Below are 16,173 nucleotides of genomic sequence, written 5' to 3' on the forward strand. Positions count from 1 at the left end.
CGCGCGTCACCCGACTGCGCGGCGCCGCGGCTGCTTCCCGAATTGCCACGACCGATGCCGGTGGCTTTGCCGCGGCCGCCACCCGCCTCGGCGGGACCGGCTTCCGATGCGCGCGAAGGGCCCGCACGCTTTGCGCCGGGCCGGCTGCCCGTGCCCGTGCTGCGCGAACCTGCGCCTTCTGTCGATTTGAGTCGCGACGCCGCGTGTTCCGCCGAGCGACGTCCTGCCGCCGTGGCTTCCGCACCGCGCGGACGATTGGGTTTTTTAGGCTTGGTATTCATGCTTGCTCCGTGGCGAACCACCATTGCGGCTCGGGTGGCGTCAGCGAAGCGAGGCCGCCGTCGACCGCCAGGCGGTCTTCGACGAACCAGCGCACCGCGCGCGGGTAGATCTGATGTTCAATTTCCAGCACGCGCCGCTCCAGCGCTTCGGGCGTGTCGCCCGCGCGCACCGGCACGGCGCCCTGCAGCACGATCGGACCATGGTCGAGGTCCGCCGTCACGAAGTGAATCGTCGCGCCATGCAGCTTGACGCCCGCCTCGAGCGCACGCGCGTGCGTCTTGAGCCCGGGAAAGCACGGCAGCAATGACGGGTGCACGTTGAGCATACGATCCCGATAGTGCGAGACAAAGCCCGGCGTCAGTACGCGCATAAACCCTGCGAGCACGACGAGGTCCGGCTCGAAACCATCGACGGTCTGCTGTAGCTGCGCGTCGAAGCTTTCGCGATCTGCATAGTCCTTGTGGTTGACCACTGCGGTCGCCACGCCGTGCGAAGCCGCAAAAGCCAGTCCGGCCGCGTCGGGCCGGTTCGACACTACCGCCGCGATCCGCGCAGGCCAGCGCTCTGCAGCCAGGGCATGGACAATGGCTTCCATGTTGGTGCCGCGACCGGAAATCAGGATCACAATGTTTTTCATGCGCGGATATTATCATCGCGCCCACACTGGCCCCGAGCAAAAGGCGGCCCAGCCCGCCTAACGTTTATAATCTTGCGTTTTGCGGCAATCCGGTCGAGACCGGATCCTTGCCGGACTTGGCCGACCTTTGCCGCCCACGGCGAAGGCCGGACCCCGCTGGCTTTGACGGCGGTCACCCTGCGCGCGAAATTGTGAGAGTTTTCAGAGGTCTACCCAATGCCGAGAGCAAGGCGCCCTGCGCACTGACGATCGGCAACTTCGACGGTGTCCATCGCGGCCATCAGGCGCTGCTCGCGCGCGTGCGCGCAGCGGCCGACGCGCGTGGCCTGCCCGTCTGCGTGATGACCTTCGAGCCGCATCCCCGCGAATTCTTCAACCCGGCAGGGGCCCCGCCGCGTATCGCGCTGCTGCGTGACAAGCTCGATGCCCTGCGCATGAATCACGTCGACCGCGTCGTCGTCGAGCACTTCAACCAGACCTTCGCATCGCAGACGCCCGACGCATTCGTCGAAAAGATCATTGTCAACGGACTGCACGCGCGCTGGGTCCTCGTCGGCGATGACTTCCGCTACGGCGCGAAGCGCGCAGGCGACTTCGACTCACTCAAGGCCGCGGGCGCGAAGTACGGTTTCGAAGTCGAACAGATGGCCACGGTGTCCGACACGTCGGGTGCCCGCATTTCGAGTTCGGCCGTGCGCAGCGCGCTGGTCGCAGGCGACGTCGCCGGCGCCGCGACGCTGCTCGGACGTCCCTACGAATTCAGCGGCCATGTCGTGCATGGCGCGAAGCTCGGACGCGATCTCGGTTTCCCGACGCTGAATCTGCGCGTGGCCCATACGCGGCCGGCGCTGTCTGGCATTCTCGTCGTGCAGGTTCACGGCCTGGCCGACAAGCCCGTGGCCGGCGTGGCAAGCCTCGGCCTGCGGCCGACCGTCGACGACTCGGGCCGCGTCTTGCTCGAAGTGCATTTGCTCGACTGGCACGGCGACGCCTACGGCAAGCTGATCCGCGTCGAGTTCCTCAAGAAGCTGCGTGACGAAGCGAAGTTCGTCGATCTGCCCACGCTGACGGCAGCGATCCAGCGCGATGTCGACGACACGCGCGCCTGGTTCGCCGCGCACGGTGGCCAGCGCGATTTCGCCACCTCGGCCACCGACCGAATTTGAATCTCGCGGCGACAGGCGCGCCGGGGTTCCCCGGAACACGCGCCCGCCGCCGCACCCGCCTTGCATGCGGTGCCGCTCGACTTGCGGCGCCACGCCCGACGAATTCAACCAAGCGATACGATGAGCGACAAGAAAGGCGATAAGAAAGCCGACACCAAGCAGACGTCGAAGTACCCCGTCAACCTGCTCGACACGCCGTTTCCGATGCGCGGCGACCTGCCCAAGCGCGAGCCGCAATGGGTCAAGGAATGGCAGGAGAACGACCTCTACGGCAAGATTCGCGCGGCCAGCAAGGGCCGTCCGAAGTTCATCCTCCACGACGGCCCGCCGTACGCGAACGGTGATATTCACCTGGGCCACGCGGTCAACAAGATCCTGAAGGACATCGTCGTCAAGTCGCGCAATATGGCCGGCTTCGACGCGCCGTACGTGCCCGGCTGGGACTGCCACGGCATGCCGATCGAAATCCAGATCGAAAAGCAGTTCGGCAAGTCGCTGCCGGTGGCCGAAGTCCAGCAAAAGGCGCGTGCTTACGCGACCGAGCAGATCGAGCGCCAGAAGGTCGGTTTCCGCCGGCTCGGCGTGATCGGCGACTGGGACAATCCGTACAAGACCATGGCGTTCGGCAATGAAGCGGGCGAAATCCGCGCGCTCGCGAAGATCATGGAGAAGGGCTATGTGTTCCGCGGCCTCAAGCCGGTGAACTGGTGCTTCGACTGCGGCTCGGCGCTCGCCGAAGCCGAGGTCGAATATGCCGACAAGGTCGACCCGACGATCGACGTCGTCTTCGGCTATGCCGAACCCGAGCGCGTTGCGGCGGCCTTTGGCCTGCCTTCGCTGCCGACGACCGAAGGCGGCATCGTGATCTGGACGACGACGCCCTGGACGATCCCGTCGAACCAGGCGCTCAACGTGCACCCCGAGTTCAGCTACAGCCTCGTCAACACGCCGCGCGGCCTGCTGCTGCTCGCGACCGAACGCGTCGAGGCCTGCCTGAAGACCTACGACACGACCGGCCACATCATCGCGTCGACGATCGGCGCGAACCTCGCGGGCATCCGCTTCACGCATCCGCTCGCGAAGGCCGACCCCGGCTACAACCGCACGTCGCCGATCTACGTCGGCGACTACGTCACGCTCGATACGGGTACCGGCATCGTGCACTCGGCGCCGGCCTACGGTATCGAAGACTTCGTGTCGTGCAAGTCGCACGGCATGGCTGACGCGGACATCCTGAGCCCGGTGCTCGGTGATGGCCACTTCGCCGACAGCCTGCCGCTGTTCGGCGGGCTCATGATCTGGAAGGCCAACCCGAAGATCGTCGAAGCGCTGCGTCTCGCCGGCTCGTTGCTGCACACCACGAACTACGAGCACAGCTACATGCACTGCTGGCGTCACAAGACGCCGATCATCTATCGCGCGACGTCGCAGTGGTTCGCGGGTCTCGACATCGCCCCGAACGACGGTGGCGGCACGCTGCGCGAAACCGCGCTCGAAGCGATCGACAACACAGCGTTCTATCCCGCATGGGGCAAGGCACGTCTGCACGCGATGATCGCCAATCGCCCGGACTGGACGCTGTCGCGTCAACGCCAATGGGGCGTGCCGATGGCGTTCTTCGTGCACAAGGAAACCGGCGAGCTGCATCCGCATACCCCGGCCCTGCTCGAAGAAATCGCCAAGCGCGTCGAGAAAGAAGGCATCGAAGCGTGGCAACGCCTGGACGCGCGCGATCTGATCGGCGACGACGTCCAGTACTACGAGAAGAACCGCGACACGCTCGACGTCTGGTTCGACTCGGGCACGACGCACTGGCACGTGCTGCGCGGCTCGCATGCGGACTCGCTGCAATGGCCGGCCGATTTGTATCTCGAAGGCTCGGACCAGCATCGCGGCTGGTTCCACTCGTCGCTGCTTACGGGTGCGATGCTCGACGGCCGTGCGCCGTACAAGGGCTTGCTCACGCACGGCTTCACGGTCGATGCGCAGGGCCGCAAGATGTCGAAGTCGCTCGGCAACGGGATCGAACCGCAAGAGATCGCGCAGAAGCTCGGCGCTGAAATCATCCGGCTCTGGATCGCCGCGACCGACTATTCGGGCGAACTCGCGCTGTCCGAAGAAATCCTCAAGCGCACGTCGGATACGTATCGCCGGATCCGCAACACGGTGCGCTTCCTGCTCGCGAACCTGTCGGACTTCGACTACGCGAAGCACGCGCTGCCGCCCGAGCAATGGCTCGAGATCGACCGCTATGCCGTCGCGCTCGCCCAGGCTCAACAAAACGAGTGGCTCGCAAACTACGAGAAGTTCGAGTTCCACCCGATCGTCGCCAAGGTATCGACGTTCTGCTCGGAAGACCTCGGCGGGTTCTATCTCGACGTGCTCAAGGATCGTCTCTATACGAGCGCGCCCGATGCACCCGCACGCCGTGCCGCGCAAACCGCGCTCTACCATCTGACGCAGGGCCTGCTGCGCATCGTCGCGCCGTTCCTGTCGTTCACGGCCGAGGAAGCGTGGAAGGTGTTCGCCCCGGGTAACGACACGATCTTCACCGAAGTGTTCTACACGTATCCCGAGATCGCCGGCAGTGAAGCGCTGCTCGACAAGTGGACGCTGCTGCGCGCAGTACGCGGTGAAGTCACGAAGTCGCTCGAAGACGCACGCGTGGCCGAGCAGATCGGCTCGTCGCTGCAGGCTGAAGTCACGCTCAAGGCCAACGGTGCACGCCGCGAAGCGCTCGACAGCCTCGGCGACGACCTCAAGTTCGTGCTGATCACGTCCGCTGCCACGGTCGAACGCGTGGAATCGGCTGACGACGAAGGTGTCTACGTGCGCCCGTCGTCGTTCGCGAAGTGCGAGCGCTGCTGGCACTATCGCGCCGACGTCGGCGCCGACGCCGACGCCGAGCACGCCACGCTCTGTGGCCGCTGCGTGAGCAATCTGTTTGGTGCGGGCGAAACGAGGAGCGCAGCGTAATGGCGGCATCGCGACAACAACAAGGCGTGCTGATCCCGTGGCTCGGGCTTGCGCTCGTGGTCGTGCTGATCGATCAGGTCACGAAGATCACGATGACCAAGCTGTTCGCGTATGGCGCAGGCCGCGTGATCACGCCGTTCTTCAATCTCGTGCTGACGTACAACACGGGCGCGGCGTTCAGCTTTCTCGCCGCGTCGGGCGGCTGGCAACGCTGGTTCTTCACGTTGCTGGCGGTCGCGGCCGCGGTGCTGATCATTGTCCTGCTGCGCAAGCACGGCAATCAGAGCCTGTTCTGCTTCGCGCTCGCGATGATCCTCGGCGGCGCGATCGGCAACGTGATCGATCGCGCGGTCTATGGCCACGTGATCGACTTTCTCGACTTCCACCTGAACGGCTGGCACTTCGCGACGTTCAATCTCGCGGACAGCGCGATCACGCTCGGCGCGATCCTGCTGATCATCGACGAGTTGCGGCGCGTCGGCGGTTCGCGCTAGCCGCACCCATCTTGCGGGTTCCGGTTATGCTGGCGCCCTGATCTTCGGTTCGGCCGCGAGGCCGGACCCACCCCGTTTTCGATTGAACACAAGACGATGACCCGCCGGCGCGGCGGGCATCGTACTTCTGCACAGCGAGGCAATAGATGGCGGAGCTCGCAGGAAAACATATCGTCCTCGGACTGACCGGCGGCATCGCCTGCTACAAGGTCGCCGAACTCACGCGCCTGCTTACGAAGGCCGGTGCGACGGTTCAGGTCGTCATGACCGAAGCGGCGACGCAGTTCATCACGCCGGTGACCCTGCAGGCGCTCTCCGGTCGTCCGGTGTACACCAGCCAGTGGGATGCGCGCGTGCCCAACAACATGCCGCATATCGACTTGTCGCGCGAGGCCGACGCGATCGTGATCGCGCCCGCGTCGACGGATTTCATCGCAAAGCTCGCGCACGGCTTTGCCGACGATCTGCTCTCGACGCTGTGCATCGCGCGCGATTGCCCGCTGCTCGTCGTGCCGGCGATGAACCGGCAGATGTGGCAGAACCCGGCGACGCAACGCAACGCCAACCAGCTACGCGCCGATGGCGTGCGCGTGCTCGGGCCCGACGCGGGCCCGCAGGCGTGCGGTGAGGTCGGCGACGGGCGCATGCTCGAACCCGCTGCCGTCTACTCCGCAATCGTCGCGTTCTTTGCACCCAAGCACCTCGACGGCAAGCGCGTCGTGATCACCGCGGGCCCGACGTTCGAACCGATCGACCCAGTGCGCGGCATCACGAATCTGTCGAGCGGCAAGATGGGATTTGCGCTCGCGCGTGCGGCCGCAAACAGCGGCGCCGACGTCACGCTGATCGCCGGCCCGACCGCGCTCGATACGCCGTGGGGTGTCTGGCGGCAGGACGTGCAGACGGCCCAGCAGATGCATGACGCCGCGCTCGCTTCCGCTTCGGGCGCCGACCTGTTCATTGCTGTCGCTGCGGTCGCGGATTGGCGCGTCGCGCATGTCAGCGAACGCAAGATCAAGAAGACCGCCGACGGTACGCCGCCTGCGTTCGAATTCGTCGAGAACCCCGATATTCTCGCGGCGGTCGCTCGTCTGCCCGATGGACCGTATTGCGTCGGTTTCGCCGCGGAAAGCGATGATCTCGACGCGAACGCAGCAGCCAAACGCGTGCGCAAGAACGTGCCATTGTTGATCGGCAATGTCGGTCCCGCGACCTTCGGCCGCGACGAGAACGAAGTCGCGATCTATGACGAACACGGCATCACGCGCCTGCCGCGCGCAGACAAGACCACGCTCGCGACGCTGCTGATCGAACATATCGCCAAGCGGTTGCCGGGCAGCTTGTTCAGTTGAACGGCGCGAGCCTCCTTGTACGCCTGCATCCGTGCACCCATGCGGCGCACGATGGTGAAGTGACCGGTCCTTGAAGGATGAACCGATGGTGAAGTTATCAGTCCTCGACCAGACGCCCGTGATCCATGGGCACAGCGCGGCCGACGCCGTTGCGGCCACGGTCGAACTCGCCCAGCTCGCCGATGACCTCGGCTATACGCGCTACTGGTGCGCCGAGCATCACGGTCTGCGCGGTGTCGCAAATCCGGCGCCGGAAGTCATGCTTGCGCGCCTGGGCAGCGTGACACGACGCATCCGGCTCGGCTCGGGCGGCGTCATGCTGCCCTACTACGCACCGTTCAAGCTGGCCGAGCAGTTTCAGATGCTCGAAGCGCTGTTCCCGAACCGGATCGACCTCGGCGTGGGTCGCGCGCCCGGCGGCGACATGAAGACCGCGCAAGCCGTCGCGAATGGCCACTACGATTTCGGGGAAGACTTCCCGCAACAGGTGGCGGATCTCGTCGGCATCTTCAACGGCACGCTGCCGTCCGAGCATGTCGCGCGCGGTGTGCTGCTTCAGCCGCAGATCGACACGCGACCGCAGCTATGGATGCTCGGTTCGAGCGAATTTGGCGGATTGCTGGCCGCAAAGCTCGGCATTCGCTTCGCGTTTGCCCACTTCATCAACGCGCAGTACGGTGAACAAGTCGCGCAGGCTTATCGCGAACGCTTTCAGCCGGACCACGAGGATGCCCCCTACGCCGCGGCCGCTGTGTTTGTGATCTGCGCCGATACCGACGCTGAAGCGGCCGCGCTGGAAAAGGCGGTCGACTTGCGACGCGTCCAGATGGCCCTTGGCCTGAACGCGCCGATCCCTTCGATCGAACAAGGCGGCACGCAGGAATATGGTGCGCGCGAACTCGCGATCATCGAGCACGAGAAAGCCCGAAGCATCATTGGCACACCCGACCGCGTCGCCGATCGCGTGCGAGCGCTTCAGTCGCGCTTCAACGCGGACGAGCTGATCGTGCTGACCGTCGCGGGCAGCTACGCCGCACGCCTGCGCTCGTATGAGTTGCTCGCCGATGCGTTCGAGTTGCAGGTGCAGGCTTAGGCGGGACACGATCCGATCTGCGCGCGACGCAATGCAAGATCCGGAACCGCGGTCCAGACGGCAATGGATACTGCCGTCAACGCGACACGACGCGCCGGCCTGACGAACTGCCCGGCATTTCGAATCAACCGACCCACAACCTTTCTTTTACCAAGGCAGCACCATGCATATCGACCTCAAGATCCTCGACGAACGTCTGCGCGACCAACTGCCCCAATACGCGACCCCGGGCAGCGCCGGACTGGATCTGCGCGCCTGCCTCGATGCGCCGCTCACGCTCGAACCCGGCGCAACAGCGCTGGTGCCGACGGGTCTTGCCATTCACCTCGCCGACCCGGGCTATGCCGCCGTGATCCTGCCGCGTTCGGGCCTCGGCCATAAGCACGGCATCGTGCTCGGCAATCTCGTGGGTCTGATCGATTCGGATTACCAGGGCCAGCTGATGATCTCGACGTGGAACCGCGGCTCGCAGGCCTTTGTCCTGAACCCGTTCGAACGCCTCGCGCAACTCGTCGTGGTGCCGGTCGTCCAGGCCACGTTCAATATCGTCGATGAATTCGAATCGAGCGAACGCGGCGCGGGCGGGTTTGGAAGTACGGGCAAGGGCTGAACCTGACCTGCCCCGATTCGCACAGACTCTGTTCTAGCCGGCTTCCTTACTGTGACCGGGAGTGGCAGCTGAAAAGATATTGATGCGAGTTCGCGTCGGTATTAATCCTGCCATTTCATTTGGAGGATCAGGCTATCAATATTATTTATTTTTATTGAATGATTCGGGATTCAATAACAGGGCCTGGTATTGATTCATGTCAGATTAAAGACATGAATGGATATGTAATAAAACGCGGGCAGTGGCAATAGGCAATCGGCAATGAGTCGCACGCAATAAAGCATGAGCAATAAAAAACGGCGAGGTCTGCACCTCGCCGTTTTGTTTTCTGCGTCCCGCCCGATCGTTATTCGACTTCGATCGTTTCCGGATTCGGATTGCGCGGCAAACCGGTTTCGTCGAACGTCAGCTGGATCTTGTCCTGATCGTCGATATCCACCGTCACGCGACCACCGTTCACGAGCTTGCCGAACAACAGTTCGTCGGCGAGCGCACGGCGGATCGTATCCTGAATCAGCCGCTGCATCGGCCGCGCACCCATCAGCGGGTCGAAGCCATGCTTGCTCAGATACGCGCGCAATGCATCGGTGAACACCACATCGACCTTCTTCTCGTGCAGCTGATCTTCGAGCTGCATAAGGAACTTGTCGACCACCCGCATGATGATTTCCTGATCGAGCGAGCGGAAGCTGATGATCGCGTCGAGCCGGTTGCGGAACTCAGGCGTGAACATGCGCTTGATGTCGTTCATCTCGTCGCCGGTTTCGCGACGCGACGTGAAGCCCAGTGTCGACTTCTGCATCGCTTCGGCGCCCGCATTCGTGGTCATGATGATGATCACGTTGCGGAAATCGGCCTTGCGTCCGTTGTTATCCGTCAGCGTGCCGTGGTCCATGACCTGGAGCAGCACGTTGAAGATGTCCGGATGCGCCTTTTCGATTTCGTCGAGCAGCAGCACGCAATGCGGCTTCTTCGTAATCGCTTCGGTCAGCAGACCACCCTGGTCGAAACCGACGTAGCCCGGAGGCGCGCCGATCAGCCGGCTCACCGCGTGGCGTTCCATGTATTCGGACATGTCGAAGCGCAGCAGCTCGATGCCCATCACGAACGCAAGTTGCTTCGCGACTTCGGTCTTGCCGACACCGGTCGGGCCCGAGAACAGGAACGCGCCGATCGGTTTGTCGGTCTTGCCAAGGCCCGCGCGCGACATCTTGATCGCAGCCGACAAGGCTTCGATCGCCGGGTCCTGACCAAACACGACGGCCTTCAAGTCGCGATCGAGGTTCTGCAGCTTGCCGCGATCGTCCTGCGACACGCTCTGTGCCGGAACGCGAGCAATGCGCGAGATGATGTCTTCGATCTCGTTCTTGCCGATCGTCTTTTTCTGCTTCGACTTCGGCAGGATGCGTTGCGCCGCGCCCGCTTCGTCGATCACGTCGATCGCCTTGTCCGGCAGATGACGGTCGGTGATGAAGCGTGCCGACAACTCAGCGGCTGCGGTCAGCGCACCCGTCGAATACTTGACGCTGTGGTGCTCTTCGAAGCGCGACTTCAGACCACGCAGAATCGCGATCGTCTGTTCGACGGTCGGCTCGACCACGTCGATCTTCTGGAAGCGACGCGACAGCGCTGCATCCTTTTCGAAGATGCCGCGGTACTCGGTGAACGTCGTCGCACCGATGCACTTGAGCTGCCCCGACGACAACGCCGGCTTGAGCAGGTTCGATGCGTCGAGCGTGCCGCCCGATGCCGCGCCTGCGCCGATCAGCGTATGGATTTCGTCAATGAACAGGATCGCATGCGGGCGTTCCTTCAGTTCCTTGAGCACCGTTTTCAGGCGTTGCTCGAAATCGCCGCGATACTTCGTGCCCGCGAGCAATGCGCCCATGTCGAGCGAGTAGACCGTCGCATCGAGCAGGATGTCCGGCACTTCGCCGCGCGTCACGCGCCATGCGAGACCTTCGGCGATCGCGGTCTTGCCGACGCCGGCTTCGCCGACGAGCAGCGGATTGTTCTTGCGGCGACGGCACAGCACCTGCACCACGCGCTCGACTTCCGACTCGCGACCGATCAGCGGATCGATCTTGCCGTCGCGCGCCATCTGGTTGAGGTTCTGCGTGAACTGCGCAAGCGGCGTTTCCTTTTGCGCAGCGGCGTCTTCGCTTTCAGGCGTGCTTTCGCTTGCCTTCGCGCTTTCGGCCGAACCGGTCTTCGTGATGCCGTGCGAAATAAAGTTGACGACATCCAGACGCGTCACGCCCTGCTGCTGCAGGTAGTAGACAGCGTGCGAATCCTTTTCGCCGAAGATCGCAACCAGCACATTCGCGCCCGTCACTTCCTTCTTGCCGTTCGACGTCGACTGGACATGCATGATCGCGCGTTGAATCACACGCTGGAAACCGAGGGTCGGTTGCGTGTCCACGTCGTCGGTACCCGGGACGGTCGGCGTATTGTCGTGGATGAAATTGCGCAAGTTCTGGCGCAGATCCTCGATATTCGCCGCGCAGGCGCGTAGCACTTCAGCCGCGGTCGGGTTGTCGAGCAATGCGAGTAGCAAATGCTCGACAGTAATAAATTCGTGCCGTGCCTGGCGTGCTTCCATAAACGCCATGTGCAGACTGACTTCCAGCTCTTGGGCAATCATGCTTCCTCCATCACGCACTGCAGCGGGTGCCCCGCTTGCCGTGCATGGGTAACTACCAGCTCAACCTTGGTTGCCGCGACGTCTCTTGTATAGACCCCGCAAACCCCTCTGCCCTCACGGTGAACTTTCAGCATGATCTGGGTCGCATTTTCGCGATCCTTGCCAAAATATTCCTGGATCACCATCACGACAAACTCCATCGGCGTGAAGTCGTCGTTGAGCAGTACCACTTTGTGCATAGACGGCGGCTTTAGCTTCTCTTCCTGCCGCTCCAGCACGGCACCGTCTTGCTTGTCCGGGAAAATTGCCATACACCCATTCTAAACAACTCGCGGGAGCCTGCAATCCCGCCAAAACCCCACGCAACATCAGGACTTTAGGTGGCCACAGGCCCCGCTTAACGCAGTGCTTCGCCGCGCGACGATTCACTGCGCTGCCACCCTTTCCTGACATTGCACCCCGACAATCGTTCGGTACCCCACTGACGCACGGCACAGCTTGCGCAACGATCATGCCTCGATTGTGCTCAAGCTGCTTGCCACGCGATGCGCGATTCACGACGTGTCCTATCTTGGTTCGATTATGGCCGTTTTCAAGAGCGCGCGCTGAGCTTGTCAAAACGGCGTCAATTTGAACGTGCATCGTTCAAATTACCCATGCAATAAGGGGGAATGCTTATCTCGAAAATTTTCTTGACACTCCAATAAAGAGCAAGAACAATCAAGCTGGCACTTTTTTCGACAAACAAGAAGAAATGCCGGGTGAGCAGGTACGGACGCGACGGGATTAACCCTCAGGGTTTCGAACACGCTCGTGTTTTGCACGTGACAAGAGTCGAGTTACAGGGGAAGTTGGTATGGCAACCGGTACGGTCAAGTGGTTCAACGATGCCAAAGGCTACGGATTCATCACCCCGGACGAAGGCGGTGAGGATCTGTTTGCGCACTTTTCGGCAATTCAGATGAATGGCTTCAAGACGCTGAAGGAAGGTCAGAAGGTGACGTTCGACGTGGTGCAAGGCCCCAAGGGCAAGCAAGCCTCGAACATCCAGGCACCGGCCTAAGGCCAAACCCCGCAGGGGGGTGCTTTTGCTTTATCGATTGGCAAACCCGGCGCGTTGAGCGCCGGGTTTTTTTGTTGCCCGCCTTATCCGTATTAACGGCAGGATTCCTGAAAACTGAAACCCCGGTTTCAATAACGGTGTTTTAGGCAAGGCAGACACTCGCGATCGTTCGCGTCGAACCCTGAACGATCGCAGCGAGTGTGCGCTTACATATTCTCGATCATGACCTGACCGAAGCCCGAGCACGAGACCTGCACGGCGCCTTCCATCAGGCGCGCGAAGTCATACGTCACGCGCTTCTGCTGAATCGACGTTTCCATTGAGCGAATGATGATGTCGGCCGCTTCCGTCCAGCCCATGTGCCGCAACATCATTTCGGCCGACAGAATGACCGAACCCGGATTCACGTAATCCATGCCGGCGTATTTCGGGGCCGTGCCGTGCGTGGCCTCGAACATCGCCACCGAATCCGACATATTCGCGCCCGGTGCGATGCCGATGCCGCCGACTTGCGCGGCAACCGCATCCGAAATGTAGTCACCGTTCAGATTCAACGTCGCAATCACGTCATATTCGGCAGGCCGCATCAGGATCTGTTGCAGGAATGCATCGGCGATCACGTCCTTGATGACGATGTCAGCGCCATTCGGATTCTTGACCCGCATCCACGGACCGCCGTCAATCAGCTCGCCGCCGAACTCCTTCTGTGCCAGCGCATAGCCCCAGTCGCGGAACGCGCCTTCGGTGAACTTCATGATATTGCCCTTGTGGACGAGGCTCACCGAGCGGCGACCGTTGTCGATCGCATACTGGATGGCCTTGCGGACCAGCCGCTCCGTCCCTTCCCGCGAAACCGGCTTGACGCCGAGGCCCGAGGTTTCCGGAAAACGGAACTTGGCGCCCATCTCGTCCTGCAGGAACTTGATGACCTTTTTGGCCTGCGGCGTATCGGCCGCCCACTCGATGCCCGCGTAGATGTCTTCCGAGTTTTCGCGGAAGATCACCATATTCGTCTTGTCCGGTTCGCGCAGGGGTGAAGGCACGCCCTTGAAATACTGCACCGGGCGCAGACACACATAGAGGTCGAGCTCCTGGCGCAAGGTCACGTTGAGCGAACGGATGCCACCACCCACCGGCGTCGTCAGCGGCCCCTTGATCGACACGATGTACTCGCGCACCGCATCGAGCGTTTCATCAGGCATCCAGACGTTCTCGCCGTAGACCCGGGTCGCCTTTTCGCCGGCGAAAATCTCCATCCACGACAGCTTGCGCTTGCCGCCGTACGCCTTCTCGACAGCCGCATCCACGACCTTCAGCATGACTGGCGTGACGTCCACCCCGACGCCATCACCCTCGATATACGGGATGATCGGCGTGTCCGACACATTGAGCGAAAAGTCCTTGTTGACGGTGATCTTGTCACCAGCCGGAACCTTGATGTGCTGATACGGCATAGTCGACTCCAGATGATCTTCTTGGGTGCAGTTCGGGGGAGAGGGCGGATCGTGTTGCACGCCTGCGCGTGCGTGCTGCGCACAGCTTGTTTGCGGCAATCCAGCTGGCGGCTATTCTAGCCCACGCCTGCGGGAGACTCGCTGCGGCGATCGAATCGGTTGGCGCACAAGTCTTATATAAGACCCAGGAATAGCGTGGGCCATTATGAAGTAAACTCCGGGCCTCTGCCATGCGCTGCTGCTTGCCGGCCTGCTTCTCACCATGCGCCTGATCGCTTTGAACAAACCGTTTGGCACGATCTGCCAGTTCTCGCCTCACGAATCGCGGCCCTCGCTTGCCGCGCACGTCGACGTGCCAGGTGTCTATCCGGCGGGACGGCTCGACGCCGACAGCGAAGGGCTCCTCCTGCTGACCGACGACGGCGCCTTGCAGACGCGCATCGCCGAACCCCGTCACAAACTTGTCAAACGCTACTGGGCGCAGGTCGACGGCGCTGTCAGCGACGACGCGCTGCGCGCGCTCGAACGCGGCGTCGACCTGGGCGACTATGTGACACAACCGTGTCGTGCAAGGCGCATCGATGCGCCGGATCATCTCTGGGAGCGCATACCGCCTGTGCGTTATCGCGCGCAGATTCCGACGTCGTGGATCGAAGTGCAGATCGCGGAAGGCAAAAACCGCCAGGTGCGCCGCATGACGGCCGCCGTCGGCTTTCCGACACTGCGGCTCGTGCGGGTATCGATCGGCGCGCTCGACCTGTTCGCGCTCGGACTCGCCCCGGGGCAATGGTGCGATGTCGATGTACGCGCGCCCTGGAAGTCCTGATGCATTATTAGTTGCAAAGGCAATTAATAATCCTCGCAAGCCATCATTACAATTACCCAACAAATCCCGCAAAACAGCGTAAAAAGCTTTGTCGTAAAGCCCATTGCTTTCACACCCCTTTCAATTCTCCGAAGTTATTCGTCGCACCGCAAAAGATAGCTGTGTTTCTTCATTGCAAGGCGTCAACCGACTGATTCGATCGCACGTTAATCGCCCGGATGCCGCATTGAAATGCTGTCCGGCATTGGCAGGGGAACCCTGATACGCGCAGTACTCAGGATGCTCATGCAAACGCTTCGAAACACGCCGCGAGGTGCGTTAAAGAAGTGTCAACCGAAAGGTGGACGGCGCGTTATTGCTCATGACTCCGCTGGGGGGTTGTTGAGCCAAACAAATCGATACTACGTGAGTAAACACATGAACAAGATGATCGTCGCTCTGGTTGCTGGCCTGTTCGTTACTGGTGCTGCAGTTGCAAACGAAGCGTCGGCTCCGGTCGCTGCATCGGGCGCTACGACGGCTAAGGCTTCGACGCACAAGCACTCGAAGAAGTCGAAGAAGGCAGCTAAGGCTTCGGAAGCAGTCGAAGCATCGGCAGCTAGCGCAGCGAAGTAAATTCGCGCGATGCGATAACGTCGGCTTCGCAAGAATCCGATGTGTTGTGAATAGCATGTTGTATCGCCGTCCACACGGTGTTGAAAGGCAGATCGCTGATGGCGCTCTGCCTTTTTCTTTTGTTTCGCTGTGTTGACGCGGCTTTGTCTCTTTGTCTCTTTGTCTTTTAATCGGCTTTGCGTAACATCCGCGGGTACCCTGAACCGGACAGCCGGACAGCCGGATAACCGGAACGCCGGACCGCCGGAACCCCACGAGAAGGAGTCTGTTTGTGAGCGCCGCCCTGCTGAAGACACTGAGCCACCGTACCCGCCGCACCGCGTTGCTTGCCGCTACCGCGCTGATGCTGGCCGGCACCATCGGCAGCCATGCCGCCGCCGCGCAACCGCTCGCCCCCGAGATGCCCGCCAACTTCAAGAAGAAGGGCGAATTCCCGCAGGTCACGCTGACCGTCAATGGCATCAAGATCGCCGCTGAAGTCGCGGCCACGCAACCCGATCGTGAGCAAGGCCTCATGTTCCGTTCGTCGCTCGGCAAGAACGAAGGCATGCTCTTCATCTTCGACGAAATCGCCTATCACTGCTTCTGGATGAAGAACACCGAGATCCCGTTGTCGATCGCCTATATCACCGACAACGGTACGATCACCGACATCCAGGAAATGGCCGCGGAGACGGAAGACAATCACTGCCCGACGCAAAGCGGCAAGTACGCGATCGAAATGGCCAAGGGCTGGTTCTCGGCCAACGGCATCAAGGCCGGCATGCAGATGCAAGGACTGCCCCGTTAAATAAACGGTCGGTCATACGCGAATCTTCGAGGCGCGCTATGCTTGAAAGATTCGCCGGACATGACGAATCCGAACAGCGGCCGCCCGCGGGTCGCCGAAGCCTTCAGAAACGCTTGAAGACAACGGCAGCACGCAGGCCAGGCGGCCGCACATCCGGCGACATTCGATCCG

At 61.9% G+C, this 16,173-nt stretch carries 14 protein-coding genes; 10 read left to right on the top strand and 4 right to left on the bottom strand.

Going from position 1 to position 16,173, the window contains the following annotated elements; translation table 11 throughout:
* Window positions 1-277 precede the first annotated feature (277 nt).
* Window positions 278-919, bottom strand: a complete 642-nt coding sequence (gene purN / locus ACMFWR_RS16490; protein WP_413192670.1) for a phosphoribosylglycinamide formyltransferase — start codon at window positions 917-919, stop codon at window positions 278-280.
* Window positions 920-1,110: 191 nt separating this feature from the next.
* Between purN and ACMFWR_RS16495 the strand changes: the two genes are divergently transcribed.
* From ACMFWR_RS16495 to dut, 6 genes are all read left to right on the top strand, one after another.
* Complete coding sequence (locus ACMFWR_RS16495; protein ID WP_413192671.1) at window positions 1,111-2,085, top strand: bifunctional riboflavin kinase/FAD synthetase; 975 nt, start codon at window positions 1,111-1,113, stop codon at window positions 2,083-2,085.
* Window positions 2,086-2,205: 120 nt separating this feature from the next.
* The gene (gene ileS, locus ACMFWR_RS16500) at window positions 2,206-5,061 is read left to right on the top strand and encodes an isoleucine--tRNA ligase (protein ID WP_413192672.1); all 2,856 of its coding nucleotides are present in this window, start codon (window positions 2,206-2,208) and stop codon (window positions 5,059-5,061) included.
* Entirely contained in the window at window positions 5,061-5,555 is a 495-nt protein-coding gene (gene lspA, locus ACMFWR_RS16505; RefSeq protein WP_413192673.1) for a signal peptidase II, read from the top strand. Before ileS ends, lspA begins: the two co-directional genes overlap by 1 nt.
* Before the next feature lie 146 nt (window positions 5,556-5,701).
* The gene (gene coaBC, locus ACMFWR_RS16510) at window positions 5,702-6,907 is read left to right on the top strand and encodes a bifunctional phosphopantothenoylcysteine decarboxylase/phosphopantothenate--cysteine ligase CoaBC (protein ID WP_413192674.1); all 1,206 of its coding nucleotides are present in this window, start codon (window positions 5,702-5,704) and stop codon (window positions 6,905-6,907) included.
* An 85-nt stretch (window positions 6,908-6,992) separates the two neighbouring features.
* On the top strand, window positions 6,993-8,000 hold the full coding sequence (locus tag ACMFWR_RS16515) for an LLM class flavin-dependent oxidoreductase (RefSeq protein ID WP_413192675.1): 1,008 nt from the start codon (window positions 6,993-6,995) through the stop codon (window positions 7,998-8,000).
* Window positions 8,001-8,163: 163 nt separating this feature from the next.
* Window positions 8,164-8,610, top strand: coding sequence for a dUTP diphosphatase (gene dut / locus ACMFWR_RS16520; protein ID WP_413192676.1), 447 nt, complete (start codon window positions 8,164-8,166; stop codon window positions 8,608-8,610).
* A gap of 346 nt (window positions 8,611-8,956) precedes the next feature.
* Here dut and clpA read toward each other — a convergent pair whose 3' ends face one another.
* Window positions 8,957-11,254, bottom strand: a complete 2,298-nt coding sequence (gene clpA, locus ACMFWR_RS16525) for an ATP-dependent Clp protease ATP-binding subunit ClpA (protein ID WP_413192677.1) — start codon at window positions 11,252-11,254, stop codon at window positions 8,957-8,959.
* Window positions 11,251-11,565, bottom strand: coding sequence for an ATP-dependent Clp protease adapter ClpS (clpS, locus tag ACMFWR_RS16530; RefSeq protein ID WP_413192678.1), 315 nt, complete (start codon window positions 11,563-11,565; stop codon window positions 11,251-11,253). The genes clpA and clpS overlap by 4 nt, the downstream gene beginning before the upstream one ends.
* Window positions 11,566-12,110: 545 nt before the next feature.
* Between clpS and ACMFWR_RS16535 the strand changes: the two genes are divergently transcribed.
* Window positions 12,111-12,317, top strand: coding sequence for a cold-shock protein (locus tag ACMFWR_RS16535; protein ID WP_413192679.1), 207 nt, complete (start codon window positions 12,111-12,113; stop codon window positions 12,315-12,317).
* Window positions 12,318-12,523: 206 nt separating this feature from the next.
* Here ACMFWR_RS16535 and icd read toward each other — a convergent pair whose 3' ends face one another.
* Window positions 12,524-13,771 (bottom strand): NADP-dependent isocitrate dehydrogenase, encoded by a 1,248-nt coding sequence (gene icd / locus ACMFWR_RS16540; protein WP_413192680.1) that lies wholly within the window; start codon window positions 13,769-13,771, stop codon window positions 12,524-12,526.
* 262 nt (window positions 13,772-14,033) lie between these two features.
* Here icd and ACMFWR_RS16545 point away from each other — a divergent pair, with 262 nt between their 5' ends.
* The 3 genes from ACMFWR_RS16545 to ACMFWR_RS16555 all read left to right on the top strand — a co-directional run bounded on the left by ACMFWR_RS16545 (window position 14,034) and on the right by ACMFWR_RS16555 (window position 16,002).
* Entirely contained in the window at window positions 14,034-14,597 is a 564-nt protein-coding gene (locus ACMFWR_RS16545; RefSeq protein WP_413192681.1) for a pseudouridine synthase, read from the top strand.
* A 417-nt stretch (window positions 14,598-15,014) separates the two neighbouring features.
* Window positions 15,015-15,212, top strand: coding sequence for a hypothetical protein (locus tag ACMFWR_RS16550; RefSeq protein WP_413192682.1), 198 nt, complete (start codon window positions 15,015-15,017; stop codon window positions 15,210-15,212).
* 343 nt (window positions 15,213-15,555) lie between these two features.
* The gene (locus ACMFWR_RS16555) at window positions 15,556-16,002 is read left to right on the top strand and encodes a DUF192 domain-containing protein (RefSeq protein ID WP_413194934.1); all 447 of its coding nucleotides are present in this window, start codon (window positions 15,556-15,558) and stop codon (window positions 16,000-16,002) included.
* The last annotated feature ends 171 nt before the right edge of the window (window positions 16,003-16,173 follow it).

Source organism: Pararobbsia alpina (assembly GCF_965118125.1).
In the GTDB taxonomy this organism is placed as follows: Bacteria; Pseudomonadota; Gammaproteobacteria; order Burkholderiales; family Burkholderiaceae; genus Pararobbsia; species Pararobbsia alpina_A.

What these genes read in the sequence shown, in the direction of transcription:
- purN (WP_413192670.1), bottom strand. Translation starts at nt 919, where the DNA reads ATGAAAAACATTGTGATCCTGATTTCCGGTCGCGGCACCAACATGGAA.
- ileS (WP_413192672.1), top strand. Translation starts at nt 2,206, where the DNA reads ATGAGCGACAAGAAAGGCGATAAGAAAGCCGACACCAAGCAGACGTCG.
- lspA (WP_413192673.1), top strand. Translation starts at nt 5,061, where the DNA reads ATGGCGGCATCGCGACAACAACAAGGCGTGCTGATCCCGTGGCTCGGG.
- coaBC (WP_413192674.1), top strand. Translation starts at nt 5,702, where the DNA reads ATGGCGGAGCTCGCAGGAAAACATATCGTCCTCGGACTGACCGGCGGC.
- ACMFWR_RS16515 (WP_413192675.1), top strand. Translation starts at nt 6,993, where the DNA reads ATGGTGAAGTTATCAGTCCTCGACCAGACGCCCGTGATCCATGGGCAC.
- dut (WP_413192676.1), top strand. Translation starts at nt 8,164, where the DNA reads ATGCATATCGACCTCAAGATCCTCGACGAACGTCTGCGCGACCAACTG.
- clpA (WP_413192677.1), bottom strand. Translation starts at nt 11,254, where the DNA reads ATGATTGCCCAAGAGCTGGAAGTCAGTCTGCACATGGCGTTTATGGAA.
- clpS (WP_413192678.1), bottom strand. Translation starts at nt 11,565, where the DNA reads ATGGCAATTTTCCCGGACAAGCAAGACGGTGCCGTGCTGGAGCGGCAG.
- ACMFWR_RS16535 (WP_413192679.1), top strand. Translation starts at nt 12,111, where the DNA reads ATGGCAACCGGTACGGTCAAGTGGTTCAACGATGCCAAAGGCTACGGA.
- icd (WP_413192680.1), bottom strand. Translation starts at nt 13,771, where the DNA reads ATGCCGTATCAGCACATCAAGGTTCCGGCTGGTGACAAGATCACCGTC.
- ACMFWR_RS16545 (WP_413192681.1), top strand. Translation starts at nt 14,034, where the DNA reads ATGCGCCTGATCGCTTTGAACAAACCGTTTGGCACGATCTGCCAGTTC.
- ACMFWR_RS16550 (WP_413192682.1), top strand. Translation starts at nt 15,015, where the DNA reads ATGAACAAGATGATCGTCGCTCTGGTTGCTGGCCTGTTCGTTACTGGT.
- ACMFWR_RS16555 (WP_413194934.1), top strand. Translation starts at nt 15,556, where the DNA reads ATGCTGGCCGGCACCATCGGCAGCCATGCCGCCGCCGCGCAACCGCTC.